We start from the raw sequence: 24,653 nt of genomic DNA, 5'->3' as shown, positions 1-24,653 counted from the left end.
CCGAGCGTCGACCGTGTCGACGAGCGAGGGTCACGCCTCACTGCGTCGCGCCACCCGACCGACGAGGACGAGGAGCGGGAGGGTACACGCCAACGCGCCGAGGAGGATACCCCAGTCGAACAGTCCGAGCGGGACCGTCCCAAACAGCGACGCGAGCGGCGTGTACAGCACCGCGAGGTGTGCGAGAAGCGACACCACGACCGCGGCGGCCAACCAGGCGTTCGAGCGAACGGGCGTCCCACGAGTCGCCCGGACGACGTACAGTTTCCCGAACTCGAAGACGACGAAGCCGGTGAACACCATCGTCATCGCGTACGGCGTCATCGTCGCCGCTCCATCGAGTGCGTAGAACAACACGCCGAGGAGGACCACGGTGACGGTCACCGCGAACCCGGCGATAATTCTGAGCATCGTGCCGTCGACGATGCTCGTGTCAGCACCACGCGGCGCTCTCGTCATCACGTCGTCCGCGGGCGGATCAGAGCCGAGCGCCAACGCAGGGAAGCCGTCGGTCAGTAAGTTGATCCACAGCAGTTGGGCAGCCGGGAGCACGAGGTAGCCGAACAGCGAGGCGACGACGACGAGGAGCACCTCGGCCGCGTTCGCACTCAACAGGTACGCGACGAACGTCCAGATGTTGTCGTAGATGGCCCGACCGCGCCGGACGGCGTTCCGGATAGTCGCGTAGTTGTCGTCGACGAGGACGATGTCGCTCGCACCCTTCGCCACGTCCGTCCCCCGCGTCCCCATCGCGATGCCGACGTCGGCGTGTTTCAACGCCGGTGCGTCGTTGACGCCGTCGCCGGTCATCGCGACCGTGTGCCCCGACTCCCGGAGTGCGCGGAGGACGCGGACCTTGTGCTGGGGCGTCATCCGCGCGTAGATGTCGACCGTCGCGACTTGCTCGCGCAGGGCCGAGTCGTCGAGTGCCTCGACCTCCGTCCCGGTGAGCACCGCAGAGTCGATCCCGACTTGCCGACCGATCGCCCGCGCAGTCACCGGGTTGTCGCCCGTGATCATCTTCACCGAGATGCCCGCAGCGTGGGTGTCGGCGATTGCCTCGCGAACCTCCGGGCGAGGCGGGTCGAGCAGTCCCTGCACGCCCACGAACGTCAGCCCTGTCTCGGGGTCTCCGTCGTCGGCGGCTTTGTACGCGAACCCGAGGACTCGGAGCGCGTCGCCAGCGAACGCGTCGAGTACCGTCTCGGCGTCGGCGCGTCGCTCGGGCGTCAGTGGGACGACGCCGTCGGCCGTGAGGACGGCAGTCGACCGGTCCAGCACCGTCCGCGGGGCACCCTTGACGTACACGACGTCGTCGTGGACGGTCGCCATCCGCTGGCGGGCAGACGAGAACGACCGCTCGTCGCGTCGCGGGCGCGCCGCCCGGCGTGCGGCCACGTCGAGACCGTGGTTGGCGGCGGCCGCGACCAGTGCCCGTTCGGTCGGTTCGCCGTCGTCGGCCGACGCGTCGTTACACAGCGCACCGATCTCGAACAGGCGGTCCAGTCGTGGGTCGTCGGATCGGTCGCTCACGGGCAGGTCGACCGTCACGCCCGGGACCCACGCCCTGGTCACGCGCATTTGACCCTCGGTGAGCGTCCCAGTTTTGTCAGTGCAGACGACGTCGACAGACCCGAGCGCCTCAACGGCGGTCAGTCGCCGGACGAGGGCGTTCTCGCCGGCCATCCGCCGTACGCCGAGTGCGAGCGTCACCGTGACGATTGCTGGAAGCCCCTCGGGGACCGCAGCGACCGCGAGCGAGATGGCCGTCAACGCCGCCTGCACCGGGGCGGTCCCGCCCCAGACGAGCACGGGAACCAGTATCACCGAGAGTCCGACGATACCGACGCCTAGCCGCCTGCCGAGCGTGTGGAGGCTCCGCTGGAGCGGCGTCGATCGATCGACCGCGAGGCCGAGTTGTTCTGCGATCGCACCAACTTCGGTGTCCATCCCGGTGGCGACGACCACCGCGACGGCCCGCCCTCGCGTGACGTTCGTCCCCCGGAACACGAGGTTCGTGCGTTCTGCGAGCGGTGTCTCAACCGGCAGGGAGTCCGTTCCTTTCGCCACTGGGAGGCTCTCGCCGGTGAGAGTGGACTCGTCGATTTCGACGTTAGCGGCGTCGACGACCCGCGCGTCTGCCGGGACCACGTCGCCCTGCCCGAGGACGACCACATCGCCCGGGACGAGTTCGGCCATCGGAAGCCGCTGGTCGGTTCCGTCCCGACGGACGCGCACGGTGGGGGACGACAGGTCCCGGAGTTCCTCGATACTTCGTTCCGCACGGAACTCCTGTACGAACCCGAAGACGCCGTTCGCGACGACGATGACGGTGATGAGTCCCGCGTCGACCACATTCCCGACCAGCGCCGACACCGTCGCCGCCGCGACGAGCACCCAGATCAACGGACTGGAGAACTGTTCGAGCAACAGCAGCCACCACGACTGGCCCCGGTCGCTATCGAGTTCGTTCGGTCCGACCCGACTGAGGCGAGCGGCGGCCTCGGCCTCGGTCAGCCCCGCCGGATCGGTGTTGAGTTCGGCGTAAACCGCGTCGGGGTCCGCCGCGTGCCACTCGGTCATCTTGGCGGCCACGACGTGTGCAGTCGGAAGCGAGCAGCGCCCACGCATCGACGTGTCGCGTGGGCGAACAATAAGCGTGACAGGCGATTCGCGTACCCGTGTGCTTCGGGAGCGCCGACGCGACCACCCCGGTTACGCGCTCGAACTCAGCGGTCTAGCGCGTCTTCGGCCGCCCGCCGGAGTCGCTCGACGTCGTCGTCGCGGTAACTCCGGTGGGTGGTCTCGACCGACTGGTGGCGGAGCACCTCCTGTGCGAGTTCAGCCGACATGTCGTACAGCGTGTCGCCCAGTCCTCGTCTCGCACCGTGTGGCAAGAGCGGTTCTCCCCCCTCTGTGACGCCGCTCTCGGCGGAGAGGTCCTTCAGCAGCGTCCGGGCACCCGCCGTCGACAGCGACGGTGGGACGAGGTCGTTCTCGCGAAGTAGGTCCCACACCGTCTCCTTCGTTGGCTCGGTGTCCACCGACTCGGCGTCGCGAACCACCGCGTAGAGACTCGGCAAGTGATTCGTCGGGAACACCGGCCACTCGTTGGTCGGTGGGTCCTGTCGACGGTAGTGCGCACGCAGGCGGTCGATACCCGGGTTGAGCAACGGCGTCCGTTGCCACTCCTGCGACTTGCCGTACACGCGAAGCGTCCCCTCGTCGATGTCGACGTGTCGCCAACGAATCCCCTGCCTTCGCTCGTTTTGCGGGTCGCGAAACAGTTCCGCACCCCGAGCACCGGAGTACGCGAGGACGGCGACGAGCGCCCGGTCGCGAGTGGCGCGCGCCGAGTCGAGCCACCCGTGGTCGAGTGCGTCTTCGGTTCGCCAGTCCATCCAGCGAACGATAGCCTCGCGCGTTTCGGCGCTCCAGAACTGCTCGCGGTCGTCCTCGCGGACGCCGACGCTCCGGTCGGGGAGCGCTCCTGTCGCAACGGCGTGGGTCGCGGGGTTCGTCTCCAGCGCATCGCGTTCGTGGAGGAAGCCACAGAACGAGCGGACGAGCGCGTAGTACTGGTGGGCTGTCCGCCCGGTGATGCCGGCACCGGGGTCGTCCTCGCGGGCCCACGCTCGCTGCGCGAGGTACTCTGCGTACGCCTCGAGGTGGCGGTCGGTGAGGTCGCCGACGCGGTCGACCCCGGCGTCGCTGACGCGGTCGACGAACCCGCCGACGACGCGTTCGACCTCGCCGCGGTGTCGGCCGGTTCCCCCCTTCCCGACGTGTCCGACGAACGCCGCGAGCGCCGCTGCCGGCGTCGTCGACGGGGCGACCCGTCGTGGTGTCGTCGGTGCGTCGTCGCCCTGGCTCATACTCGTTCAGGTAGTAGGCGCACGCGACATAAACGCACCTGACACGGCAGCGGCGCTCGTCGCCGATCGATACGAGCCACAAGTGCCGCGACGGATACCGACCGTAGACTCCTCACCTCCGAGCGTCGTGGTCAGTCGCTGTACAGGGTGACTCGTCCGGTGCTGTACGCCGTGACGAGGAAGCCCTCATATCTGAACGATATCTCGACGCCGTCCGCAGGACCGCGCCGACCGGCCGCAGCGAGCAACGCCGTGACGGCGCCAGTGTCGATGACGTGTTCGAGCGGTGGAAGCGTATCGAACGGGCGTCCAGTCGCCTCTGCAACCGTCTCGACGATACCCTCGACGGGCGTAGTCATCCCCCAGTCGTACTGTCGCTGTGACACGAGTGCTCGCTCACCGGGTCCGTCGCCGGTTCCGATCGACCACTCTGTCATACTAGTACATATCGGCGCAAGCGTATAACGATAGTGTCACGCAAAAACTACAACGACCTGTTCGAGTCTGGTAGGCAGCGAACCGAAGAGTCGTAGTCGTCCGACCGTTCAGTCGTCGGCTTCGACGGCGTCGGTGCGTGGGACAGTCACGTCAGGAAGACCGGCCTCGATCTGTTCGCGTTGGCTCGCGAACTTCCCGGGGAGGACGAGTCGCCCGCCGAGTTCGTCGAGGGGTTCGTCGCTGTCGTAGCCCGGATCGCTCGTCGCGAGTTCGAACAGGACGCCGTTGAACTCGCGGAAGTACACCGACCGGAACCAGTGGCGGTCGATCTGTTGGGTCGGTGAGAGACCTTCGCCGCTGACCGCCCGTCGCATCGCATCTTGATCCTCGTCGGTCGGCGTCTGGAACGCGACGTGGTGGACGGTGCCGTGCCCCTGCCGTCCCGCTTGTATCGTCGGAAGTACGTCGACGTACTTGCCGACAGGTCCGGCAGCAGCGAAGCGAGTGCGCTCGTCGCCAGGCGTGTCGCCCGGTGACTCTTCGGTGCCGACCTCCTCCAGTCCCATCGTCCGCAGGAGCCCCATCGTCGAGTCGGGGTTCGCCAGCCACAGCGTCACGGAGTGGAACCCGCGGATAGCGTGTTCTTCAGGGACGAACGCGGTCCACGGGACAGTCGGGTCGTCGTCGGGAATCTCGACGGCAACCAGTTCGATCGGGAGGCCGTCAGGGTCGCGGAACGGCAGGACCGTCTCCCCGAATCGCTCGACGCGGTCGTCGTAGTCGACGCCGTACTCGTCGAAGCGGTCCTCCCAGTAGTCGAGGCTCCCCTCGGGGACGCGGAAGGCGGTTCTGGACACCTGCCCGGATCCGACTTTCCCCTGCGAGAGGTTCTCCCACGGGAAGAACGTCATACTCGTGCCGGGCGTCCCCTCCGCGTCTGCGAAGAAGAAGTGGTAGGTGCTCGGGTCGTCCTGATTGATCGAGCGCTTCACGAGGCGGAGGCCGAGCGTCTCGGTCCAGAAGTCCATATTTCGCTGCGGGTCGCCGGCGATGCAAGTCACGTGGTGAATACCCTGTGCGGGTGTGAAATCGGTCATCGACTCCAACTACGAGACGAAGCGACTTGAGTACGCGCTGACGTGCGTGTCACCTGGCGAACCGCACGCCACCAGGCACCGGCTACCCCCCGGACGCCGCCACCGAGCGAACGGTCAGAAGTCGCGGCCGGTCGCCGCGTCCGGGAGGTCATTCGGGACGATTTCGAATCCCAATTCCTCCATCGCGGCCTCCAGATGCGCGGAGTCAATGTACTCGTCGCCGGTGGCGACGCGGGCCGCCTGCGCTCGCGCGAGAATCTCGCCCCGTCGGTCGTCGGGAATCTCGTACTTGTCGGCCGCGAGTTCGATGACGAGGCCATTGTGGTCGTGCGTGTACAGCGAGTGGAACGCCCCGCGGTCGAACTCGCTAATCTCGTGGCCGGCGTCGAGGAGGCGGTCGCGGATGCCGGGGAGTTCGTCGGGTTCGATCCGGAAGGCGAGGTGGTGGACCGCACCGATATCCGGGTCCTGCTTTTCGACGGAGTCGCGCGACTCGTCGACGAAGAACGTCACGAGGCGGCCGTCGCCAGCGTCGAAAAAGAGGTGTTCGACCGCCTCGCGGTCTAGGTTCGGCTGTCGGACCACCAACGGGAGGCCGAGGACGTCGCGGTAAAAGGCGATGGTGTCGGCGGCGTTGCTCCCGACGAGGGTAACGTGGTCCCATCCAGCGGCGTGCATCAGACTGTCGGGTCGGTCGGCGGAGACGGCGTCGTCGGTCATCGAACGGGTTACGTGCCGGAACCGAAAGTAGGCTCGCGTCCCAGACGAACTCGCCGTCGTCGCCCGACAGCGACGGGCATACGGATCGTTGGGCCGAAGTGGTTATGTCTATGTGGCGTGTTAACAAGCGCGGGTGTTCCGGCGGAACGTCGCCACCAAACGGGACGGCACTACAACGCGAAACGGGACACCCACGAGCGGTCGTTCAGCCACAGCGTACGGGTAGCGGAAGGCGCGTGCGGTGGGTACGAACCGTCCGCCGTCACGCGTCGTCGACGACGGTCACACGCTCTCGAAGCCACTCCGCTACAGTAGCGACCGCCTCGGCGTCGTCGCCACGGACCGTGATCCGATTGTGGCCCTCCGTGTCGGGGTAACTGCCGATGGCGACGTCGAACGTCGCTCGTGCCGCGTCGAGTACGCCGGTCATCGACCCCTCAGGCTGGGGCGTGTACAGCGTCGTCGCGACGCCGTCGCCGGCGAATTCGGCGGCGACGAGACCGAAGATGGCTCGAACCTCTGCGGGCACGCCCGGAAACGCGTACACGTTCTCGATGACGAATCCCGGACACAACCCCTCGTCGTTCAACAGTGGGCGTGCCCCCTCAGGGAGCGCCGCCCACGCGGCTACGTCGATGTCGAGGTCGTGTTCGTCGACCACCTCGGGGTTGGCGTCGCGGTAGGCGGCGACGGTTTCGAGGACGGCGGTGCGAACCGCCTCGTCGACGACGAGGTCACGGTCGAACGCGTCGGCGATGGCGTCGGCGGTGACGTCGTCGTGCGTGCCGCCGAGACCGCCGGTGACGATGACGGCGTCGAACTCGTCGGCCCACGCGCGAACGCGGTCGGTGATATCGGCACGCACGTCAGGCATCGTCAGGATTCGGCGGACGCGGGCACCGTTGCGCGTCACCTCTCCGGCGAGCCAGTGTGCGTTGGCGTTCGCCGTCTCGCCGGCGAGCACCTCATCACCGATGGTGAGGATGGCGACGTTCATACAGCCTCCCGAAGTGGAGCAGCGACAAAAGCGGCCTGCAACCGGTCACCGAAACCCGGCGACGAGATGTTGGTGTACGCTCACTCGTCGGAGCGAGGCAAAAAGTCGTCACCGACGGTCAACACCCGCTCGACCGCCGAAAGCACGTCCGCCACCGGTTCGAATCGCGGGCCAGGGTTCACGATGCCAGTGGTGTCGTCGTACGTCACAACCTCGAGGTCGTCGAGTTTCGGGATGTGCGAGTGATACAACGACGCGAACACCAACTCCCACTCGTTGTTCGTCACGGTCCGTTCGTCGTCGTCCGACTCGTGTGTCGCGACGTCCATCGCGAGGTCTTCGATCTCTCGGTCGTCTGTCGTCTGGAGGATACGACAGATCACCCGTCTGCGGCGCTCGCGCAACGCCTCGAAGACGTAGTCGGCGCGGGAGAGACGCAAGTGCGGCGGCGCTCGCCCCACAGAGGCATTACGCTCCGTTCCTGCGCCATCTTTCTTTGTCATACGTATGTAAATTTATACATAATAATCTGATATATAATTTGGCACTCGATCGGGTCGAACCTGTTCGACCGCGTGGGGCAGAGTCTCGGCGACCCCAGATGCGTGAGCGACGAGTCACTCGGCAGCGTCGATTCCACACGGATCGATCCAGTTCGTCTCGGCGTCGTACTCGATGAGCCCGTAGTCGGCGAGTTTCGGGAGGTGGGCATGGTGCAGCGATATCGCGACCCGTTCGATGACGTCTTCGGATGGGACCTGCTCACCCGTCTCCCGTTCGGCGAGTGTCGCTGCGAGGCACTCAAGCGAGAGCGCCGTCGGTTGGTCGGCGAGAACGTCGATCAAGAGGCGACGACGCTCGTTCGCGATCAGGCGGTACTGTTCGCTGATGGTCAAGTCGGCGGTACTGACACCGGCGTTCGTGAGGGCGGTTGTCGTGTTGGGCATAGTTGATACCGAGTTCCCGGCATCCTCGGATACTACAGCGGAGTAACCGAACCGGCCTAAGGCTACGCTAGTAGTACTTCGGTACCGTTCGAGAGACATGTTCAATTTTCGAGGAGATTCCTCTCACACGCACGCTATCGGCAGAATTCCAGATACGTTCCGATTAGCGACAGTTCAGCATCACCGAATCATTCCGTCGACGGAACTGCAATATACTCCCCGCGACATAGGCTTCCAGATGACACCGGAGGGACTCAACGCGGATTTGCGTGACACCCTCGCCGTCTTTGGGGTCGACGGCGAACCGCGGACGACGCCGGAAGTGGCTGACTCCCTCGACGTTGGACGGCGCACCACCTACAACCGGTTACAGCGACTCGCTGAGTTGGGCAAGATAGAAACCAAGAAGGTCGGCGCGAACGCCCGCGTCTGGTGGCGCATCGCCACGTACGCACCGGGAGTAACCCGGACCGACGAGCAAGCGAACGGAACGGCTGACGCCGCAGACACCGAAGGCGATGCCGAAGTGCGGAGCCCGACCGGCACCGGCGAGTACGGACTCCTCGTTGACGCCGTCGAGGAGTACGCGATATTCAGTCTCGATCCGAATGGGCTCGTCACGTCGTGGAATGCGGGCGCAGAACGAATCACGGGATACACCGCAGCCGACGTTATCGGCGAGCACTTCTCGCTGTTCTACACGGCCGCCGACAGCGATTCTGGCTTTCCAGAACGGAACCTCGCGACCGCCCTCTCTGAGGGGTCATACGAGACGAGCGGGTGGCGACGCCAGAAGGACGGCACGCGCTTTTGCGCGCAGGTGACCATCTCGGCGATCACCGGCCCCGACGGCGAACATCTCGGGTTCGCGACGGTGACGCGAGACACGACCGAGCACCGCCACGCCGACGTAGAGCGGACACTACTATACGAGACCGCCCACGCCGTCGCCACCGCCGAGGCGAGCGACGAGGGCGTGACGGCCGCACTCAGACTCGTCTGTGAGACTACCGAGTGGGAGTACGCAGAGGCGTGGTTCCCGAACGACGACGGCGATCTGCATCAGATCAACGCAGCATACGTCGGGGAGGAACTCGAGGAGGTGGCGGCCGCGTCTCGCGAGATCGGCTACGGGCCGGGCGACGGACTACCTGGACGCGTGTGGGCGAGCGGAGAACCGGAGTGGACGTCTGCGGTCGCCGAGGACGAACCGAACGAGTCGCGGGCGGCGGCACTCGACAACGTCGGCGTGTCAGCAGCGGTGGCCGTCCCCGTCAGTGTAGACGACGCCGTCACTGGTGTCGTGGTGTTCCTCTCGCGAACCGCCCGTGAGGTTGACAAGCGTCTCGTCGGCCTACTCTCGTCGGCCGCAGACGAACTCGGTGCGATCTTGCGAGTTCGCCCTCCCGGCGAGCCGTTCGAGGGCGGCAACCCCCACGTCGACCGCGTTCTGGAGGCGAGTCCGGTCGGTATCGCCATCGTCGACACCGACGGGCGATACGTCCGCGTCAACGGTCGCGGCCGCGAACTCCTCGGACTGAGCGACGGGGCATCGCTCCCGTGTTCGCCCGAAGAGGTGACGCTGTACGACGCCGACGGCGAGGCGGTTCCACTCGCGGAGCATCCGGGGGTGCGAGCGCTCGACACCGCCGACCGCGTCCTCGACTGGGAAGCGCAGATACAGACGTCAGGCGAGCGAACGCGGTGGCTGACGGTCAACGCCTCGCCGGTGTTCGACGCCGACGGCACCGTCGAACACGTAATCGTGACGGCCCAAGACGTCACTGAACAGAAGACGCGGGCGAACCGCATTGAGCAACGTCGGGAGACGGTCGAGACGGAACTGACGACCGTGCTGGCGCGCATCAGCGACGCGTTCTTCGCCGTCGACGAGGACTGGCGGCTGACGTATCTCAACGACCGCGCCCGAGCGATGTTCGGCGACACTGATGCCGACCTCGTCGGTCGCGACGTATCCACGTTGCTCGATGACGCTGTCGAGGCGACACTTCGGGAACGAGTTCTAGACGACCTGGACGACTCCGAGTCGGTTCGGTTCCAAGAGTATCTCACAGAGGCTGACGAGTGGGTCGAGTTCTCAGTGTATCCCGCAGCTACCGGCGTGTCCGTGTACGCACGGACCGTGACCGACCGGGTGAACCGAATGGTGGAGCTAGCGCGCAGCGAGCGCATCATCGACACCATCGAAGACGGTGTGTTCGTCCTCGACGAGGACGACCGATACACGACGGTCAACGACGCGTACGCGTCGCTCGTCGGTCGCGACCGTGAGTCGTTGATCGGAGCGCACGTCTCGACTGTCCTCGACGACGAAGGCGTCGACCGGGTCGAACAGGCCCGCACCGGACTCGCCAGCGGTGACCGGGAGCAGATTACCTACGAAGTAGAGGTCACGACGCCTACGGGACGGACGTGGGTCGGTGAGGCCATCGTCACGCCGCTGGCGACGCAAGCAGGTGGCGAACGCGTCGGCGTCGTCCGCGACGTGACGGCGGCACGACAGCGGGAGGCCGAACTGGCCGCCGCCAACCGCCGCTACCGCGCACTCGTCGACAACTTCCCCAACGGGACGGTGTCGCTCGTGGACCCCGACCTCCGGTACGTCACCGTCGGGGGAGAGGTGACGAACGCCGTGGCCGCCGACGTGAGCGAACTCGTCGGCGAGCGAGTGCTCGACGTGCTTCCGGACAGCATCGGCACTCGGATCGCGGCGAACTACCGCCGGGCCCTCGACGGGTCGACGGTGACGTTCGAGACGACCGTCGGCGACGTTCGGTACAAGAGTACGTACGTCCCGATACGCGATTCCGACGGGGAGGTCGTCGCGGCGATGGGCATCTCCATCGACGTGACCCAACAGCGGGAGACGGAAGCAACTCTCAGGAAACACGTCCGTCAACAGGAGTGTCTCGCCGGACTGGGACAGGACGCCCTCGGCGACGACTCGGCCGAAGAACTGATCGAGCGGGTAGTCGACGTCGTCTGTGAGTCGCTCGGAACGAGTCACTGTACGGCGATGCGCTTCGACAGCGACAGCGAGCGCCTCCACCTCGCCCACGGCGTCGGTTGGGAAGAGGGCATCGTCGGAGAGACGTGGGTCCACGCCACAGACGACCACCACGCTGGCTTCACTCTCAGGACGGGTCGGGAAGCCGTCGTCGAAGACATCGACGACGAGTCTCGATTCACCGTCCCGGGCGTCCTCGTCGACCACGAGATCAAAGCAGGGATCACCGCGCGGATCGGACCGTCCGACGACCCGTGGGGCGTCCTCGCGGTCTACGACACCGAACCGATGGCGTTCTCGAGTGAGGACGCCGCCTTCGTCCAGTCGGTCGCGAGCGTCCTCGCGGCAGCCATCGACAGACGCCGGCAGACACGCGAACTCGACGCGCAGCGAACCGCCCTCGCAGCGGTAAACAGCCTCAACACCGTCGCTCGTGAGATCACCGCCGCGGTCCTCGACCAGTCGACACGCGCGGAGATCGAACGCGTGCTCTGTGCGCACCTGGCGGAGTCGGACTCATATGAGGTCGCGTGGATCGGCGAGGCTGACGACGACGCCGGTGTGATTCACTCACGCGTCGTCGCTGGCGACGATACAAATGAAATCCAGTTTTCTCTTACCGACCCCGAACGACCGGCCCGGAGTCTCACCGAAACTGCACTTCGGACAGGTATGCCACAGTTCCTTGAAGCCGACGAGGCTGGAGCACACGACAGGACAGGAGTGGACGCAGACGAACTCGGATCGCTCGCCGCGGTCCCGATCAGTCACGACGAAACGTCGTACGGCGTCTTGACCGTTCACACCAGTCGGACAGAAGGCTTCGGACGGGCCGAACGTGAGGTGATCGAACAGGTGGCGACAGTGGCCAGCCACGCTATCGCCGCGGCTGACCGCAAGTTAGCACTCGTGAGCGATGAACTCGTCGAGATTACGTTCCAGATCGACGACGTATACGGAACATTGGAAACAGCTATCGAACCGACAGGCCGGTACACATTCGATCACATCATCCCACTTGACGATGGCGAGTTCATCGTCCACGGCACCGCCGACTCCGAGTCGGTTCCGCATCTGCTGGAGTTGGCCGAGGTGAACCCACTGTGGAAGTCTGTCCGGACGTTCGAGAGCGGACAGACCGTCCGCATCGAACTGCACGCGGTTGACCTTCCCGTGTTCTCGGCTATCGCGGCCCGCGGCGGCTACATCGAGGAAGTCGTCGTCGAAGACGGCGACCTCAACGCGACGATTATGCTCGCTCCATCGGTCGACGTCGGCGGAATGTTGGACACCATCGAGCGTCACTATCCGGTCACGCATCTCCGGCGACGCCGCCAGTTCACTAGGTCGCGAGAGACGAGAGAACAGGTCAGTCACGAAATCGGGTCGTCGCTCACCGATCGCCAGCGAACTGCGCTAGAAGCGGCCTACTACGGTGGGTACTTCGAGTGGCCGCGGGCAATGGCTGCCGAGGAGGTCGCCAAGTCGATGGGCGTCGCCCCTTCGACGTTCCACCAACACCTTCGGAAGGCCGAGCGAAAGGTATTGGACGCGGTGTACACCGCACCGCTCGTCCGCGACGACCCGGATCGGTGACGCACAAGCAGTCACTCCCGGTGCCCACATACCCCTCCTAGCCCTGTCGGCGACGCAGCACACGAGCCGAACGATTGAATGTGCGGCAGTTGTCGGCTCCACGTCCGCCCTAAACGCAGATTCTTGGCTGAAAGAGAGACAGCACGTGTCCTGCGACGACTTCACATACAGAAGCGGGTTTCTGCGCTCAGTTATTATCGGGTGTAGCATCCAACCTGTCGATGAACAAGAAGCAGTCCCCCACGCTCACCCGTCGAACGGTGCTTGGTCTTGGAGCCACCCTCGCAACCACCTCGCTGGCCGGCTGTCTCGGTGGGTTTTCCGTCGAGAATCAGGTGTCAGAACGCTCGACCGCATCGTTCGATCCCGCGACAGTCTCGACGATTCGTGTCACGAACGCCATCGGCGACGTGACTGTCGAAGGAGCAGCCACCGACCGTATCGGCGTCGACGTGATCAAAGCGTCCGGCGACGGACAAGTGGGACTCGACAGGATCGTCGTTAAGAACATTGTCGAAGACGGTGTCCTCACGGTCGCCACGCGGATCAACGACAGCGACCGCACTCGAGCTATCGACCGCGAGTCAGCGACGATCAGCGTTCGTGTTCCGCGTGCGGCGACGGCGCTCACAGTCGCGAGCGTCGAGTCCGCAGTCGGCGATATCAGGATCGGCAACACACGTGGCGACACCATTGTTCGCGGTGGCGTCGGCGACATCGACGTACAGAACGTGGACGGCTTCCTCTCGGTCCGGTCGGGGGTCGGCGACGTACGCGCCGTCGACGTGACCGGCATCGACAGCATCACTTCGGAGGTCGGCGACGTGACCGTCGACCTGTTCGGCATCCGTCGCGGCGTCGACATCAGCACGCTCGCGGGGGACATCAGCGTCGACGTAGCGAACGACCTCGACTTCGATCTGGTCGCCGAGACGTCGAGTCGCATCGACTCCGATCTGGAACTCACGCGTAGGTCCGGGAGTTCGACGCGCCTCGCAGGGCGACAGAACCGCGGCGGTCACCGCCTCACCGTCCGCAGCGATGTCGGCCGCATCGCGTTCCGGACGGTCCGACGCTGAGACGAAGTTCCACCGCCGAACGCCGCCAGCACCGAACTACCTTTTCGCCTCGGGGTGCTACGAGGTGCAATGACAGACGGAGGCGTCGGCGACACCGCCGATCCACGGGCGGAGAACACGGCCGCCACGCTCTCGACGCACCAGCAGTCTGCGTCCGGGTCTACCGGTGCAACTGCCGAAACGAACGCCACGGGTCGCGAGCGAACGACCGCCGTCTCGGTCGAGGGCATTCGCAAACAGTTCGGTGAGGGTGACGACGCAGTCACCGCGGTTGACGGCGTCTCGTTCGACCTCGCGCAAGGGTCGGTGACGGGTGTCCTCGGGCCGAACGGCGCGGGCAAGACGACGCTCATCAAGTGCATCTTGGGGATGGTACTCCCCGATGAGGGTCGTGTGGAACTACTAGGTCACGACGTACTGGAGGACCCCAGATCCGCGTACACCCACGTCGACGCGATGCTCGAGGGGGCGCGAAATGACTACTGGCGCCTCACCGTTCGGGAGAACCTCCGCTACTTCACAACCATCAGCGGCGTCGACCCAGACTCCGTCGCCGACCGTCACGAGCGTATCCTCCGGCAACTCGACCTCACGGAGAAGGCCGACACGCCCGTCCGCGACCTCTCGCGCGGGATGAAACAGAAGGTGTCGCTGGCGAGCGTTCTCGCGGGCGGCGCGGAGGTGGTGTTCCTCGACGAACCGACGCTCGGTCTCGACGTGGAGAGTTCGCGCACCCTCCAGCGTGAACTGCGCCGTCTCGTCGAGGAGGAAGACCTCACGGTCGTCCTCTCCAGTCACGATATGGACGTGATCGAGACCGTGTGTGACCGGGTGATCATTATGTCCGACGGCCGCATCGTCGCTGACGACACGGTGGAAGCGCTCCTCCGCGGCGGCGACGTTCACGCCGTCCAGATCACCAGTTCCGACTTCGACGAGTCGCTCGTAACAGCGGTCCGCAAGCGCGTCGACCTCCGATCGATCGAGTCGGTCGACGACGGCGATGCGACCCGGATCGAAGCCGCTGTCGACAGCGACGGCCTGTACGAGTTGCTCGCGTTCCTCCGTGAGGAGGGCGTCACGCTCCGGGCCGTCCGCACCGTCGAACCAGACTTGGAGGACGTGTTCGTCTCGCTGACGGGCCTCGACGGAGGCGAGCGATGAACGGTGGACAGACGGTCGAGGGGGGCCGCGACGACGCGACCGGACCGCGTCCGGCGACGTACCGCCACCTCGCGGCGGCGGTCCTCAAACGTGAGTACCTCATCTTCGTACGCTACCCGGCGAACGCAGTCGGCGCAGTCGTCATCTCGCTGTTCTTCTTCGGCGTGTTGTTCTTCGGCGGGCGGATGGTCGCCGGCCAAGCGCTCACGGACTCCATCGAGGGCATCATCGTCGGCTACTTCCTGTGGTCGCTGTCGGTCGGCGCGTACTCGTCTATCTCGAACGATATCGGCAGCGAGGTACAGTGGGGGACGCTTGAACGCCACGTAATGACGCCGTTTGGGTTCGCTCCGGTCGCCCTCCTGAAAGGCGTCGCGAAGGTCGTTCGGACGTTCCTTATTTCGTCGATCGTCCTCGCGGCGATGCTACTCGTCACCGGCACGACGCTCAGCCTCAACGTGGGCACGGTGACGGTTATTGCCGTGCTGACCGTGCTGTCGGTGCTCGGTCTTGGCTTCGCCGCCGGTGGAATTGCAGTCCTCTACAAACAGATCGGCAACTGGCTGAACCTCCTCCAGTTCGGGTTCATCGTCCTCATCTCCGCGCCCGCGTTCGACATCCCGTGGCTGTCGCTGCTGCCGTTGGCGCACGGCAGCGGGATGCTCCAACGTGCTATGGTCGACGGTGTGCGTCTGTGGGAGTTCCCCGCGACGGACCTGCTGTTGCTGGTCGCGGTCGCCGCCGGATACCTGGCGTTCGGCTACGTCGTGTTCGAGGCGGCGACCCGACGGGCGCGCCGCCTCGGCGTCCTCGGCGACTACTGAGCGCGGGCGTCGCGTTCTCAGCCACGTCACCGGTGCCGGAACGCATACCATAACTTCGTATCAGTTGGGTTCTGAACGGATGTAGCGCACAAGTGAACGTATATTACCTAATATACTGCAAATTCACTAGCGGTGTCCCCCACAACACTAGCTGATTGTACGATACGCTTTACAACGACGAGTGTCCAGAGACTGGTGTGAATATAGTACGATCACTCGCTAACGTTGCAATTCCGACCCGGAACGTAGTTCATAACCAACTACTGACGGACGTATGACCACTAATATGGCAACCTGTGCCACGGCCGAACTGATCGGATGTGTCCCCGAATCGACCGTCCCTGCAGCCCTCCACACCACCGAGCCCCAATGACCGACGACCTCCCAGACTCCACCAACCGCATCGATCACGAACTCGCGGACCCAACGGGTCCCGCGGTCTCCGACCGCTACGCGCGGTTGCTGTTAGAAGACGACTCCGTCATCGTGTACGACCGCTCCTGCACGGACGCGTGGATCCAGTCGGATTTCGCGATTCCACTCCCGGTAGACGGTGCGTCGGTTTCAGGTGACGTGTCGACGCCAGCCAGCGATCTCCCGGACATCCGGAGGGACTGACGATGGCGACCGGCCAACAGTCGCCACGGTACGTCCCACCGGTCGACGACGAGCGACCGACCCCGGAGGCGGTCGTCAACCGTGCAACCACCCACATCGCCGACCGCGTCGACACCACGGGCGCGAGCGGCGTCGTCGTCGGTCTCTCGGGCGGTATCGACTCCGCGACTACGGCGGCGCTAGCCGTCGAGGCACTCGGCGCGAACGCCGTCACCGCACTCGTGATGCCGACGGCGACGACGAGCGACGCAGACGTAGAGGACGCCCGACGATACGCCGAAGCGCTCGGTATTCGCTGTGACACGGTCTCGCTCACCGAGGCGATGGACGTGTTCAAACGGTACGTCGCGCCGCAGGTCGCACCCGCCGGCGACGAGTACGCCGCTGGCAACCTCGCCGCCAGACTCCGGATGTGCTGTCTGTACGCCGTCGCCGACGCGACGGATTCGCTCGTTGTCGGGACGAGCAACCGCACCGAGCGCCTCCTAGGCTACTTCACGAAGTACGGCGACGGCGCTGGCGACCTGTTTCCCCTGAGTGAGTACGACAAGACAACCGTGCGCCGAGTGGCACGACACGTCGGCGTGCCCGACTCTATCGTCGAGAAGCGCCCGACCGCCGGCTTCTGGGAGGGACAGACCGACGAGGCCGAACTCGGCGCGTCGTACGCCGCACTCGACCACGTGTTACGGGAGGCAGTCGACCACGGCCGCGACCCGACGACTGCCGTCGGATCAACCGATACCGTCAGCGTCGCACCGGAGATGGCTGCACGACAACTCCGCCGCGTCGACGCCAGCGAGCACAAACGCCAGACGCCACCCACCCCCGAACGAATGCCCGGGCTCGCTCACGTCGGCATCTCAGCGGAGTCGTCGACCGCCGAGACGGACGCCGACGCAGCACAGCGACTGCTCGTGTGTGCACAACCGTTCGTCCGCGAGTACGTCGAGTCGACGGATGCGTCGGGCCTCGTGGTGACGCTCGACGGGTCGGTCGAGTCGAGCGTCGCGGCCGCCGTCGCCGCGCGTGCAGTCGGTCCCGAGCGCGTTCACGGACTCCACCTGCCGTGTTACAAGCGCCCACGCTCGGATGGTGTCGACCCCGAGACAATCGCAGAGACACTCGGTATCGAGTTCGACCGCGTCAACGTCCGACCGCTCGTCTCGGAACTGGAGGGGGTGCTCCCGACGCGGGTGCAAACCTCGACCGACGTGGCTGGCAGTTGTGCGCTCGTCGCTCGGGTTCGCCTCGCGTGCGCTTACTACGTCGCGAACACCACCTCGTCGCTCGTCGTCGGCACGCTCACGAGAACCGACCATCACCTCGGGACGTTCACCCCATTCGGTGACGCCATCGGCGACGTGCACCCGCTAGGTGCGCACTATCGCTCGGAAGTCGAGCGTGCTGCCAACGGACTGGACATCCCTAGTCCAGCGAGCGAGCAGTCTGTGAGTCTCGATATCAACGCGGAGAGCGACACAGGGGTCCCGGAGCAGTCGAGTCACCACAGCGGAAGTGAGCGAGACGCGATCCTCGAGTGGCTGATCGACAGAGACGGTGGCGTCACGCGGACAGCCGCCGCCGTGGGCGTCGACGACAGCCTCGTCAGCGAGTACGCCCGCCACCACGCCGAGCGGCGCGACGGCACTCGCATCGCTCCTACGCCACCCTCGGAGACGGATCGCGGCTACTTCTACGACTTGGAACTGAAGTTCGAATAGTTCGAGTCGGTTGGCTTTGCTGTGTGTCTTGTTGTGCCCGGCGCACAGAGTTGGATACTGATCGCTGAGCGATCCAAATTGACACGGAGTTTATATGAGTATCGTCCGTAGCTAACGTATGATATCCCGTGTTCTCGTTCCAGTGGACGACTCTGAGATGGCTGATCGAGCCGTTCGATACGCCCTCGAAGCACATCCCGATGCTGAGATCGTCGTACTCCACGTCGTCGGGGAACCATCCGCGATGATGGGAAAAGCAGTGGGTCTCGCGTTGGAGGACGACATTCAACAGGCTGCCGAAGAACACGCATCGACGGTTCATCAGCGTGCCCGCGATATCGCGGAGCGGTACGACGGGGAGGTCACGACTGCTGTCGCGTGGGGAGACCCAGCCAAAGAGATCGTCAATCGAGCAGCGGATTTCGATACGGTGATCATCGGCAGTCACGGGGGAACGTTGGCTGAACGACTCTTCGTCGGGAATGTTGCTCAGAAGGTGTTCCGGCGCTCACCAGTGCCGGTGACGGTCGTCCGGTGAGATTACGTGGCTCGTTCGGTGAGCGGTGACCCCGTTCGCGTTCGGGCGTTCACTCCGCCAATGGCGCTTCGAGTCGAGCCACGTCGAGGTGGAGTTCGTTGCGGCCGGGGTCGACCGCGAGGACCTGTCCCGCGATGACGAGGCCGGCCGACGGCGTCGGACCGACGACGACCGGGTCGCCGACGTTGAACCGCTCGACCGACTCACGAAAGCGCACCCGGACGCGACAGCGGTCGGGGTGGTGGACGTTGGTGAAGTCGATGGTATCCACGTCGACGTCAATTCGGTCGTAATCGTGGGCCATCCCAAGAGTCTCACCGTCCTCGTCCGGGCGTCGACCCAGTGCCTCGAACGCCTGGTCGGTCGGCACATACCCGCCCTTCGAACCTGGAACGCCCTCGACCAGGTTCAGCGACTTCATCATCTGCATCAGATTTCGGATCGTCCCGACGTGTCGGTCGCACGTCTCGGCAATCGTCGTGGCCGGCATCGGGGACTCGGTCTCGAGATACCCGTTGACGAGGGCGTTGAGAATCTCCCGCTGGCTACTGGTCAAGTCCATCTGCGTCTACCCTGCTATCCGAGACGTGTTGGTATACGTTTGGTGGTTGCCTCAGAATCTCAGAATCCGAACGGGTGTGTGGGAAGGAGTGAGCCAATCGTACACAAATTGTCGCAGATTGGATCGAATTCTGGAATCACTGTCGGCACCCGAACCAGAGCACGTCGGCGGCGCGAACCCGGTGTGTCGGGTCTGAATTGACCGAATATTACAAGACAACAGACGCCTGCCACCTCTAACTGATCCAGCCATAGGACCATCGATGTCCGATGGAAAGGAATTATATTGCGTGAAACCCACAATACAGTATGTTCGAAGTGGTCTCCGTGGACCGACTGGCCGACGCCGTCGACGCCGACCGTGAGTTCACGCTCGTCGACACCAGACCCGTCGACAGTTACGAATCGTGGCGCGTCCCCGGGGCAGTGTCGTTCCCGTTCGGCCCCACCGAGGCGTTGAGTAACGACCGTCTCGACGAGTTCGCCGACATCGCGGCGTCCTCGGACACCGTCTACACCATCTGCGGGAAGGGGGTGACCTCCGCTAACCTTGCGGTTCGGCTCTCGCGCGCCGGCTACGACGAGGTGTATGCCGTCTCCGGCGGGATGCGTGATTGGAACGACATCTACGAGACGGCCGCGTTCGAACCCGACGACGACCTCGTCGTCGTCCAGTTCCAACGACGCGGCAAGGGCTGTCTCTCGTACCTCGTCGGATCACGGTCGGCCGGCGAGGCGGTCATTGTTGATCCCGGTCGCCACACCGACCAGTACCTCGCGGCGGCCGCCGCCCGCGGCCTTCAGATCACACAGGTGCTCGATACGCACGTCCACGCTGACCACATCAGCGGCGGGCAGGCGCTGGCACACGAGCTCGGCGTCCCGTACCGACTCGGAGAGCGTGCGAGCGAACGCGACGTGGAACTCGGCTACGAACCGATCGCCGACGGTGAGACGGTCGCCGTCGGTACCACTGATTTGACTGCCCACGCGACCCCCGGCCACACCTCCGAACTGCTGAGTTACCGGCTCGGCGACGTTGCGGTGTTCACCGGCGACTCCCTGTTCGTCGACTCGGTCGGACGGACAGAACTCCAGTTTGGCGAGTCCGGAGCCGCCGATGGCGCGCGCCTCGCATACGACACGCTTCACGACGTGTTCGGCGAGATGGCCGGCGACCTGCAGGTGCTGCCCGGGCACGTTCACGTCGCCCCCGACGGCACGTGGGGAACCGGCACACCCAACGAACTCGTCGGGCGGCGACTCGACGAGGTCCTTGATGGTCTCGACTTGTACGGCCTCGACGAGGAGACGTTCGTCGAGCGGATGACCGGGGACCTCCCCGAGAAACCGCCGAACTACGAACGGGTCATCGACATCAACCGCGGCTGGGGCGAAGCCGCCGACGACCTCGACGCGGTGACGCTCGAAACCGGTCGCAACAACTGTGCCGTCTGAGATGTCGCAGGACACCGAGTCGGACGCGCAGGCGAACGCACGGGGGCAAACAGAACGATCCAACGACGGAAAAGACAACGTGAACGAGACCGAGTCAGCGAGAGAGGCAGGGTCCGAGTCCCCGGAGAGCACGGAAGCCGAGAGCCGCGAAGAAACCGTCGGGCCGACGGGCGACCCCGGCGACCCGCGCGTCGGCGAGGGCCTCCTCGACGCGTCGATGGGGCCGAGTTCGGCGTTCGCACACCTCTACCGTGGTGAGCTCCACCGGATGAAACTGTGGCGCGAGCGCCTTGACCGGACAACCAACTGGGCGGTCATCCTGTTGGCGGCCGTGCTGACGTGGGCGTTCACCTCCACGTCGAACCCCCACTACGTCATCCTCGTCGGCAACCTCGCGGTCGGCCTGTTCCTTGTCATCGAGGCGCGGCGCTACCGAGCGTACGATGTGTGGCGAAGTCGCGTCCGAACGATCCAGCAACACGTGTGGGCGAGGGGACTCGACCCAGAGCGACCGCTCACAGACGCGAACTGGCGGCGAGACCTCGCGGAAGACTACGACCAGCCGACCCTGAAGATCACCGCCGAGGAAGCTATCGCCCACCGCCTGCGTCGGGTGTATCTCCCACTGTTCGCTATCCTCAACGGCGCGTGGGTGCTCCGCGTGACGGCGTTCACCGCCGAACCGTGGCCTGCGAGCGCCGCAATCGGGATGATTCCGGGCCTCGTCGTCGCCGGCGCGGTCGGCGTCGCGATGCTCGCGGCGAGTGTCGTCGCCCTGCGACCCCGGACGTGGTACTCGACGGGAGAACTCCGGACTGAGGACCTCAGAAGTCGGTAGCGAACCGACGTCGGCCGGCGGCGACCCAGTCGGCCGCGTGCGATTATCGGGTCCCGTCTCCTGCCGGAACCCGCGCGTTTTACCCGGCGACCGTTCACCGCTACGACGAATGGGACTCGTCCGGGTCGTCACCCTCGTGTTCACCTGGCAGGTCGCGGCGTCGGTCTGTTACTACGCGCTGTTCGCCGCGACGCCGTTCTTTCGGGCCGAGTTCGACCTCTCGGGTGCGGCCGTCGGCCTCGTCGTCACCTCGCTCACGCTCGGCTACGCGACGTTCCTCCTTCCGCTGGGAGCGCTCACCGACCGGTTCGGCGAGCGTCGGATGCTCACCGTCGGACTGGTCGGCGTCTCGGTCGGCGCGTTCCTCGTCGCCCGCGCGCCGTCGTTCCCACTGTTACTGGGGAGTGCGTTCTTGCTCGGGTCGTTGTACGGGACGGCGATGCCCGGGACGAACAAGGCGGTTTTCGACAACACACCGCCGGGGCGGCGCAACCTCGTCGTCGGCGTGAAGCAGGTCGGCGTCACTGCGGGGAGTGGCGCGAGTGCCCTACTCGTGACGGGACTGGCGGGCGTGCTCTACTGGCAGGCGGGCTTCTACGTCGCCGCTGGTGTCGGCGGCGTCGTCGCCGCCGCGTTCTGGCTCGTGTATCGCGATGCTGAGACCCACGGAGAGCCGAGTTATCCCGACTTTCGGCGTCTGCTCGCGAACCGCCCCTACCGCGCGCTCACCGCTGCCGGACTGTGTCTCGGTGCCGGTCTGTTCACGACGACGGGGTACGTCGTCGTCCACGTCACCGACACTGTGGGTGCGTCCGTCGCGTTCGGCGGCGTCGTACTGGCTGCGGTTCAGGTGTCCGGGAGCGTCGGGCGCGTCGTCACTGGCTGGCTGAGCGACGCGCTCCCGGGCGACCCCCGACGACGGATCGGCGGCGTGTTGCTCGTTCAAGCGGTAGCGAGTGCGGCCCTATTGGCGACAGTCGGGGTCGTCGATGGGCGACTCGCGACCACCGCGGCGTTCGTCGCGCTCGGCTTCTTCCTCCTGGGGTTTACCGGCGTCTACTACTCGTGTATGGCGACGGTGGTACCGGCCGACGAGATGGGTGGCGCGACCGGCGGGGGCCAACTCGCGCTCACTGGTGGTGCGCTGTTCGCTCCTCCCGCGTTCGGCTACCTCGCGGACGCGTTCGGCTACCGCGAGGGGTGGCTGCTGTTGGCGACGCTCGCGCTGCTCGGTGCAGTGTTCGTCGCACGCGTGCTAGTAGTGGAACCACCAGCTGACGCGACGGCATCGCTCGCGGAGTGAGCCGCCACCCCGATGCTGTCGTCGGGCCTCGCGACCAAACTATATACCAGTCGGCAGAGAAGCAGGTCGGTGTGTACCACGTACTCATAGCCGTGGACAACGATGAGGGGCGTGTCGCCGATCAGATTGAGACGCTCCGCTCGTTGCCCACAGACGACGACCTCCGAGTGACCGTCTTGTTCGTTCACGAGTTGGTCGACACCCCCGCAGACGAGGCGGGCCGGTCGGTGATCGAGTCGATCAACGAGGAAGTAGAAGCACTCCAAGGCCTCCCGGACACCGTGCAGTCGGTCGCCAACGCGGCTGAAGAACTCGGTGCTACCGTGGAGGTGACCGAGCGAACAGGGGAACCCCCGGCCGAGGTACTCGCCGAAGCAGACGAACGCGACGTCGACGTGATTTTACTAGGGGCCCGTCGCCGTAGCCCCGCAGGCAAGGCGCTGTTCGGAAGCGTCACCCAGCGAGTTATCCTCGACGGCGAGCGCCCGGTGATCGTCGCAGATCAATCGGCGTAAGCACCACAGACTCGATTAGACAGATCGATAGACGAGAGCGTAATTACTACTCGTAACTGTGTGAGTTTATTTGGCAACATCACCCGGAACAACATCGTTAACAATCACTTAGTTACTCGGTCCAGGTATGTCTGATGACGGAATGAACAGACGCGACGTACTGGCGGGTGCAGGAACGATGGGCGTCATCACGCTGGCTGGCTGTACTGGCGGCGGTGACGGCGGGGACGGCGGCGACGGTGGCTCTGGCGGGGACGGCGGCGACGGTGACTCTGGCGGTGACGGTGGCTCCGGCGGTGACGGTGGGAGCGAGAGTTACCAGCTCACGATCGCCGGGACGTCGTCCGGCAGTTCGACGCAGCAGGCCGGGCAGGCGCTGGCCCGTGCGGCGAGCCAACACAGCGACATTCTGGACATCTCCGTCCAGGTGACCGACGGCTGGACAGCGAACCTCTACGAGTACGACAGCGGCAACATCGACTCGATGGGTGTCGACAACAACTCGCTCTCGAAGGCGCTCAACGAGGAGGGGCCGTTCGCGGACGAACCCGTCGACAGCCTCCCGCATCAGGGCTACGTGTTCACGAACCTCGAGATCTATTGGGTCGCCACCGAGGAGTCGGGGATCACCTCGACGGCCGACCTCCAGGACGGCGGCTACACCATCTACCCGATCCAGCCTGGATTCGGGACGCGCCTGCTGACCGAGGAGGTCATCCGCGAGGCCGGCGTGTGGGAAAACAACGACATCCTCAACGTCGGCACCAGCGACATCGCGGGCGCCGTCGAGGAGGGTCGCGTGGACGCGATGTGTATCTACGGCGCAAACGGCGTCGCTCTCTCTAGCTGGGTGCAGGAGGTCGACGTTCGCTCCGGCGGCGGGCTGAACATCATCGAGGTCGACGACAACTTCTCGCAGGCCATCGACAACGTCGGCGGCGCGATCAAGAAGGAAGGTCTCGAACCGTACGGCTGGGAGCAGAACGTGACCGGCATCACAGACACGACGACCGCGTGGGTGCTCGCCGGCCAGTGGGCGTTCGGACCGGACGTGCCCGCGGGCGCGACCGAGGAGGTCGCACGTCTCGCCAGCGAACACTGGGAGGCCATCCGCGAGGCCGACCCGACCACGCTCGACCACTCCGACCCCGAGACGATGACGACGGCAGTCCTCGAGGACCTCCCGGTTCACGCCGGCGTAGCCGACTTCTTCCAGGCGAACGATGTCTGGGACGACAGCTGGACGGACGGCGAGAACGCGTAAACCGAGCATCGACCAGCGTCCCCTGAGTGGGGACAATTTATACGTACGACCACCACTACCACATCATTA

The 24,653-nt window shown here is 65.2% G+C and carries 21 protein-coding genes; 12 read left to right on the top strand and 9 right to left on the bottom strand.

The window, feature by feature from the left end:
• Positions 1 to 30: 30 nt before the first annotated feature.
• The 8 genes from P0D77_RS16050 to P0D77_RS16015 form a co-directional block, all read right to left on the bottom strand.
• A complete protein-coding gene (locus P0D77_RS16050; RefSeq protein ID WP_277556125.1) occupies positions 31 to 2,583 on the bottom strand; it encodes a cation-translocating P-type ATPase in 2,553 nt (850 codons plus the stop codon).
• A 146-nt stretch (positions 2,584 to 2,729) separates the two neighbouring features.
• Positions 2,730 to 3,875 (bottom strand): tyrosine-type recombinase/integrase, encoded by a 1,146-nt coding sequence (locus tag P0D77_RS16045; protein WP_277556124.1) that lies wholly within the window; start codon positions 3,873 to 3,875, stop codon positions 2,730 to 2,732.
• 131 nt (positions 3,876 to 4,006) lie between these two features.
• A complete protein-coding gene (locus P0D77_RS16040) occupies positions 4,007 to 4,312 on the bottom strand; it encodes a HalOD1 output domain-containing protein (protein ID WP_277556123.1) in 306 nt (101 codons plus the stop codon).
• A 108-nt stretch (positions 4,313 to 4,420) separates the two neighbouring features.
• Complete coding sequence (locus tag P0D77_RS16035) at positions 4,421 to 5,410, bottom strand: ring-cleaving dioxygenase (protein ID WP_277556122.1); 990 nt, start codon at positions 5,408 to 5,410, stop codon at positions 4,421 to 4,423.
• A gap of 114 nt (positions 5,411 to 5,524) precedes the next feature.
• Positions 5,525 to 6,130, bottom strand: a complete 606-nt coding sequence (locus P0D77_RS16030; protein WP_277556121.1) for a VOC family protein — start codon at positions 6,128 to 6,130, stop codon at positions 5,525 to 5,527.
• 262 nt (positions 6,131 to 6,392) lie between these two features.
• Positions 6,393 to 7,127, bottom strand: a complete 735-nt coding sequence (locus P0D77_RS16025; protein ID WP_277556120.1) for a competence/damage-inducible protein A — start codon at positions 7,125 to 7,127, stop codon at positions 6,393 to 6,395.
• Between the two features lie 80 nt (positions 7,128 to 7,207).
• Positions 7,208 to 7,630 (bottom strand): DUF7344 domain-containing protein, encoded by a 423-nt coding sequence (locus P0D77_RS16020; protein WP_277556119.1) that lies wholly within the window; start codon positions 7,628 to 7,630, stop codon positions 7,208 to 7,210.
• 114 nt (positions 7,631 to 7,744) lie between these two features.
• Positions 7,745 to 8,074: a DUF7344 domain-containing protein gene (locus P0D77_RS16015; RefSeq protein ID WP_277556118.1), complete on the bottom strand. Its 330-nt coding sequence runs from the start codon at positions 8,072 to 8,074 to the stop codon at positions 7,745 to 7,747.
• 238 nt (positions 8,075 to 8,312) lie between these two features.
• On the opposite strand from P0D77_RS16015, the gene P0D77_RS16010 reads away from it, so the two are divergent.
• The 7 genes from P0D77_RS16010 to P0D77_RS15980 all read left to right on the top strand — a co-directional run bounded on the left by P0D77_RS16010 (position 8,313) and on the right by P0D77_RS15980 (position 18,645).
• Positions 8,313 to 12,698, top strand: coding sequence for a PAS domain-containing protein (locus tag P0D77_RS16010; protein WP_277556117.1), 4,386 nt, complete (start codon positions 8,313 to 8,315; stop codon positions 12,696 to 12,698).
• Between the two features lie 221 nt (positions 12,699 to 12,919).
• Positions 12,920 to 13,777: a DUF4097 family beta strand repeat-containing protein gene (locus P0D77_RS16005; RefSeq protein WP_277556116.1), complete on the top strand. Its 858-nt coding sequence runs from the start codon at positions 12,920 to 12,922 to the stop codon at positions 13,775 to 13,777.
• A 69-nt stretch (positions 13,778 to 13,846) separates the two neighbouring features.
• Positions 13,847 to 14,941, top strand: a complete 1,095-nt coding sequence (locus P0D77_RS16000; RefSeq protein WP_277556115.1) for an ABC transporter ATP-binding protein — start codon at positions 13,847 to 13,849, stop codon at positions 14,939 to 14,941.
• Complete coding sequence (locus P0D77_RS15995; RefSeq protein ID WP_277556114.1) at positions 14,938 to 15,765, top strand: ABC transporter permease; 828 nt, start codon at positions 14,938 to 14,940, stop codon at positions 15,763 to 15,765. Before P0D77_RS16000 ends, P0D77_RS15995 begins: the two co-directional genes overlap by 4 nt.
• A gap of 369 nt (positions 15,766 to 16,134) precedes the next feature.
• Complete coding sequence (locus tag P0D77_RS15990) at positions 16,135 to 16,383, top strand: hypothetical protein (protein ID WP_277556112.1); 249 nt, start codon at positions 16,135 to 16,137, stop codon at positions 16,381 to 16,383.
• Between the two features lie 2 nt (positions 16,384 to 16,385).
• Positions 16,386 to 18,107: an NAD+ synthase gene (locus P0D77_RS15985; protein WP_277556111.1), complete on the top strand. Its 1,722-nt coding sequence runs from the start codon at positions 16,386 to 16,388 to the stop codon at positions 18,105 to 18,107.
• A 118-nt stretch (positions 18,108 to 18,225) separates the two neighbouring features.
• Positions 18,226 to 18,645: a universal stress protein gene (locus P0D77_RS15980; RefSeq protein WP_277556110.1), complete on the top strand. Its 420-nt coding sequence runs from the start codon at positions 18,226 to 18,228 to the stop codon at positions 18,643 to 18,645.
• A 49-nt stretch (positions 18,646 to 18,694) separates the two neighbouring features.
• On the opposite strand, the gene P0D77_RS15975 is transcribed toward P0D77_RS15980, so the two are convergent.
• Positions 18,695 to 19,207, bottom strand: a complete 513-nt coding sequence (locus P0D77_RS15975) for a TrmB family transcriptional regulator (RefSeq protein WP_277556109.1) — start codon at positions 19,205 to 19,207, stop codon at positions 18,695 to 18,697.
• Positions 19,208 to 19,515: 308 nt separating this feature from the next.
• Here P0D77_RS15975 and P0D77_RS15970 point away from each other — a divergent pair, with 308 nt between their 5' ends.
• From P0D77_RS15970 to P0D77_RS15950, 5 genes are all read left to right on the top strand, one after another.
• Positions 19,516 to 20,664, top strand: a complete 1,149-nt coding sequence (locus P0D77_RS15970; protein ID WP_277556108.1) for an MBL fold metallo-hydrolase — start codon at positions 19,516 to 19,518, stop codon at positions 20,662 to 20,664.
• 1 nt (position 20,665) lies between these two features.
• Positions 20,666 to 21,502: a DUF2270 domain-containing protein gene (locus P0D77_RS15965; RefSeq protein WP_277556107.1), complete on the top strand. Its 837-nt coding sequence runs from the start codon at positions 20,666 to 20,668 to the stop codon at positions 21,500 to 21,502.
• A 109-nt stretch (positions 21,503 to 21,611) separates the two neighbouring features.
• Entirely contained in the window at positions 21,612 to 22,805 is a 1,194-nt protein-coding gene (locus tag P0D77_RS15960) for an MFS transporter (RefSeq protein WP_277556106.1), read from the top strand.
• A gap of 71 nt (positions 22,806 to 22,876) precedes the next feature.
• On the top strand, positions 22,877 to 23,320 hold the full coding sequence (locus tag P0D77_RS15955; RefSeq protein WP_277556105.1) for a universal stress protein: 444 nt from the start codon (positions 22,877 to 22,879) through the stop codon (positions 23,318 to 23,320).
• Positions 23,321 to 23,480: 160 nt separating this feature from the next.
• Positions 23,481 to 24,584, top strand: a complete 1,104-nt coding sequence (locus P0D77_RS15950) for a TAXI family TRAP transporter solute-binding subunit (RefSeq protein WP_277556253.1) — start codon at positions 23,481 to 23,483, stop codon at positions 24,582 to 24,584.
• Positions 24,585 to 24,653 lie beyond the last annotated feature (69 nt).

Source organism: Halobaculum limi, from assembly GCF_029490015.1.
Classification (GTDB): domain Archaea; phylum Halobacteriota; class Halobacteria; order Halobacteriales; family Haloferacaceae; genus Halobaculum; species Halobaculum limi.
The sequence above is the reverse complement of the archived record's forward strand: the minus strand, read 5'-3'. Positions and strand labels throughout refer to the sequence as shown.

Bases quoted from the DNA above. Each gene is read 5' to 3' on its own strand.
- P0D77_RS16050 (WP_277556125.1), bottom strand. From the start codon at position 2,583: ATGACCGAGTGGCACGCGGCGGACCCCGACGCGGTTTACGCCGAACTC.
- P0D77_RS16045 (WP_277556124.1), bottom strand. From the start codon at position 3,875: ATGAGCCAGGGCGACGACGCACCGACGACACCACGACGGGTCGCCCCG.
- P0D77_RS16040 (WP_277556123.1), bottom strand. From the start codon at position 4,312: ATGACAGAGTGGTCGATCGGAACCGGCGACGGACCCGGTGAGCGAGCA.
- P0D77_RS16035 (WP_277556122.1), bottom strand. From the start codon at position 5,410: ATGACCGATTTCACACCCGCACAGGGTATTCACCACGTGACTTGCATC.
- P0D77_RS16030 (WP_277556121.1), bottom strand. From the start codon at position 6,130: ATGACCGACGACGCCGTCTCCGCCGACCGACCCGACAGTCTGATGCAC.
- P0D77_RS16025 (WP_277556120.1), bottom strand. From the start codon at position 7,127: ATGAACGTCGCCATCCTCACCATCGGTGATGAGGTGCTCGCCGGCGAG.
- P0D77_RS16020 (WP_277556119.1), bottom strand. From the start codon at position 7,630: ATGACAAAGAAAGATGGCGCAGGAACGGAGCGTAATGCCTCTGTGGGG.
- P0D77_RS16015 (WP_277556118.1), bottom strand. From the start codon at position 8,074: ATGCCCAACACGACAACCGCCCTCACGAACGCCGGTGTCAGTACCGCC.
- P0D77_RS16010 (WP_277556117.1), top strand. From the start codon at position 8,313: ATGACACCGGAGGGACTCAACGCGGATTTGCGTGACACCCTCGCCGTC.
- P0D77_RS16005 (WP_277556116.1), top strand. From the start codon at position 12,920: ATGAACAAGAAGCAGTCCCCCACGCTCACCCGTCGAACGGTGCTTGGT.
- P0D77_RS16000 (WP_277556115.1), top strand. From the start codon at position 13,847: ATGACAGACGGAGGCGTCGGCGACACCGCCGATCCACGGGCGGAGAAC.
- P0D77_RS15995 (WP_277556114.1), top strand. From the start codon at position 14,938: ATGAACGGTGGACAGACGGTCGAGGGGGGCCGCGACGACGCGACCGGA.
- P0D77_RS15990 (WP_277556112.1), top strand. From the start codon at position 16,135: ATGACCGACGACCTCCCAGACTCCACCAACCGCATCGATCACGAACTC.
- P0D77_RS15985 (WP_277556111.1), top strand. From the start codon at position 16,386: ATGGCGACCGGCCAACAGTCGCCACGGTACGTCCCACCGGTCGACGAC.
- P0D77_RS15980 (WP_277556110.1), top strand. From the start codon at position 18,226: ATGATATCCCGTGTTCTCGTTCCAGTGGACGACTCTGAGATGGCTGAT.
- P0D77_RS15975 (WP_277556109.1), bottom strand. From the start codon at position 19,207: ATGGACTTGACCAGTAGCCAGCGGGAGATTCTCAACGCCCTCGTCAAC.
- P0D77_RS15970 (WP_277556108.1), top strand. From the start codon at position 19,516: ATGTTCGAAGTGGTCTCCGTGGACCGACTGGCCGACGCCGTCGACGCC.
- P0D77_RS15965 (WP_277556107.1), top strand. From the start codon at position 20,666: ATGTCGCAGGACACCGAGTCGGACGCGCAGGCGAACGCACGGGGGCAA.
- P0D77_RS15960 (WP_277556106.1), top strand. From the start codon at position 21,612: ATGGGACTCGTCCGGGTCGTCACCCTCGTGTTCACCTGGCAGGTCGCG.